The sequence below is a fragment of the Pontimicrobium sp. MEBiC01747 genome (assembly GCF_053601635.1).
In genome coordinates this window covers 1-3,343 of record NZ_JBSHNS010000515.1, presented here as the reverse complement: position 1 = coordinate 3,343, position 3,343 = coordinate 1, and the positions used below count along the sequence as shown (strand labels likewise).

General features: G+C 30.6%; 3 protein-coding genes. 1 reads left to right on the top strand and 2 read right to left on the bottom strand.

Features of this window, described 5'->3' with window-relative positions; translation table 11 throughout:
- The coding region (locus ACVC2P_RS16740) for a hypothetical protein (protein ID WP_452599600.1) at nucleotides 1-455 on the top strand (455 nt) is incomplete at its 5' end.
- Nucleotides 456-525: 70 nt separating this feature from the next.
- On the opposite strand, the gene ACVC2P_RS16735 is transcribed toward ACVC2P_RS16740, so the two are convergent.
- Both ACVC2P_RS16735 and glyA read right to left on the bottom strand, forming a co-directional pair.
- Nucleotides 526-2,244, bottom strand: coding sequence for an FG-GAP-like repeat-containing protein (locus ACVC2P_RS16735; RefSeq protein ID WP_452599599.1), 1,719 nt, complete (start codon nucleotides 2,242-2,244; stop codon nucleotides 526-528).
- 48 nt (nucleotides 2,245-2,292) lie between these two features.
- On the bottom strand, nucleotides 2,293-3,343 hold a 1,051-nt coding region (glyA, locus tag ACVC2P_RS16730; RefSeq protein ID WP_452599598.1), incomplete at its 5' end, for a serine hydroxymethyltransferase.

Genomic DNA, 3,343 nt, shown 5'->3' with positions numbered 1-3,343 from the left:
CACTCACACTTAACAATACGAAGACTATAAATGGTAAGTTTAGTATTAATCACTATAAAAATGAGACTTATTCAGTTATTTATAAAGAAGAAGATAAATACCGTTACATTCCAACAGATTCTATAAAAAGTGTGACACTTTTCGAAAAAGAAAAGAATGATATAACCAATAAAACATTGTTTATTAAAATTAAAGGTGATTCTAAATTATACCGCATGATATCAGACGAAGCATATCAAGTAAAGTTATTTGATAGCGCGACAAAACCTTTTGATGGACTCCTTATAGGAGATGTATTTGTTGAGGAAAACGATTCTATAACCAATACCTATAACTTCTGGTCTTCTGGCCCTAAACAAGATGTTATAAATTACATTAATAAAAGAAGCAATGCGAAATATAAAAGACGAGATTTTAAAACAATTAATGATCTTGTTCTTAAATTAAATGAATAAAACAATTATTTATATAAAGAAAAACCTCTCTAAATTAGAGAGGTTTTTCTTTATATGTATTAATAGGTTACTATTGTAATACTACTTTTTTTGTAGTTTCTAATCCTTGTTTATTCTTAAATGTAAATAAATAAATTCCTTTAGGATAATTACTAATATTTACAGTGTTACTTATACTAGATAAGCTCTGCTTAACAATTTGCTTTCCTAAAATATTATAGATGGTTAGTGTTACATCTTCTTTTAAATTAGATACAGAAACCAAGCCTTTGGTAGGATTAGGATGAACACTTATATTAGTTGCAGTATTAAATTCTTCTACAGAAAGCGAAGAACCTTCAACAATATTTAGTGTTTGGTTTGCGCTTACATTGTTAAAAACATCTTCTACTCCATTTAACCATGTTACTTTTACATAATCTACTGTTGTAGCTGTACCTAAACCAAATATTTCTGTTCCAGAGTTTTGCCCTAAGTAGCCTTCGCCACATAAAGTATATCTATACTGTTTATTTCCACCAATAGAAATTTCTATTTTAGAACCAATACCATCTTTATTATTTACAACACCTTCAAGTTTTACTTTTAGGTAATTATTAGAGTTATTGGTTTTATTCTGCCATAAAAAATTATTTTCGGTATCGTTCATTACAACAATATCTGCTAAACCATCATTATTAAAATCTCCCATTGCATTAGCATAGCTTTTTCTAGTATCATTACTAAATCCTGCACCGCTTGGTATTGCAAAATTGTTACCATTATTATTATTTATATACATAGCAGCATTTAACCATGGTGGACCATTAGAATCTATACTACTACTTACATACAAATCTAAATCTGTATCATTGTCTGCATCTAAAAATGACGATCCCCACGCAATAGTATTCATTTCTGTACCTACAGATGCAGATACATTAGAAAAAGTACCATCTCCATTATTTTTTAATAAATAATTTCCGCTAGTAGTATTAGAAACATATATATCAAACCAACCATCATTATTATAATCTCCAATAGTTGTAGACATTGCATCTATAGTAATCCCAGCTCCACTAGCAACAGATACATCTGTAAAATTGCCATTCCCATCATTTTGATATAGCCTATTCATGTTAGCAAGCTTATCGTTTGCTACATATATATCTTGATCTCCATCATTATCATAATCAAAAAACGCAGAACAAAACGATAATTGGTTTCCTAAATAAATTCCAGCTGCTGAGCTAATATTTACAAAAGTTCCATTATCATTTCTATATAAGTAACTATACTGGTTAAAGGTTTGATCGTCTCTATTAGATATAAAAGCATCTAAATCTCCATCACTATCTATATCTCCAAAAGAAATACCATAAGTATAAAAATTATCTGTAAAAAACCCTATCGTACTAGAAACATCTGTAAACGTCATATCTCCTGCGTTTCTATAAAACTTATTTAACCCAGTAATACTTGTTACCATAAAATCTTTATCTCCATCATTATCGTAATCTACCCATAGTACTTGTTTTGCTCTATAGGTATCATCTATACCAACCAAGTCTACTTGTGTAAATGTACCACCTTGATTTTTATAAAAATAAACTTTCTCACCATCAGTAGTAGAATATGTTAAGTCATCCCAACCATCGCCATCAAAATCACAAAATGAAACTCCACCTCCATAAGTAGAGGCTCCATAAGAGGCACCAACACCTTTAAGAGTGGCAACTTCTTCGAAAGCTAATTGGGCAAAACCAATAGTAGAAAAGGCTAAAAAAATAAGAGTATAAATGTTTTTCATATTGATTGGGATTTTTACAAAAATATTAAATTCCTATTAATTAAATAGTTAAAACGCAAATAAAGGTAAATCCCCCATCATAGCATTAACTTTTATACCAATAGCCTCTAATTTTTCTTCATCTTCATAATTTAATATTACTTCATCAATTAAATCAACAATATTAGACATATCATCTTCTTTTAAGCCTCTTGTAGTAATAGCAGAAGTACCAACTCTAATTCCTGAAGTTACAAATGGAGATTTATCATCAAAAGGCACCATATTTTTATTTACAGTTATATCTGCCTTTACCAATGCTTTCTCTGCATCTTTTCCTGTTATATTTTTATTACGTAAATCTATAAGCATCATATGGTTATCTGTTCCTCCAGAAATAATGTTATAGTCTTTATTAACAAAAGCTTTTGCCATAGCCTCAGCATTTTTCTTTACTTGTAGCATATAATGCATAAACTCATCGGTTAATGCCTCTCCAAAAGCAATTGCTTTAGCTGCAATAATATGCTCTAAAGGTCCACCTTGGTTTCCTGGAAATACTCCTGAGTCTAATAAAGAAGACATCATACGTAAGTTTCCGTTTTTAAGTTTTAATCCAAATGGGTTTTCAAAATCTTTCCCCATCATTATCATACCTCCTCTTGGGCCTCTTAAGGTTTTATGAGTTGTTGTTGTTACAATATGACAGTGCGGTATTGGGTCACTTAATATCCCTTTTGCTATTAAACCAGCTGGGTGTGATATATCTGCCAATAATAAGGCATTAACACTATCTGCTATGGCTCTAAATCGTTTAAAATCTATATCTCTAGAATATGCAGATGCTCCAGCTATTATTAATTTTGGTTGCTCTTTAGTAGCAATCTCTTGTATTTTATCGTAATTTAAAACTCCTGTTTCTTTTTCTACTCCATAAAAAACAGGGTTATATAATTTCCCCGAAAAGTTAACAGGTGAACCATGTGTTAAATGCCCACCATGAGATAAATCGAATCCTAATATTTTGTCTCCAGGCTTTAAACACGCATGGTAAACAGCTGTATTAGCCTGACTTCCAGAATGTGGTTGTACATTAACATATGCAGCACCAAATAAACTC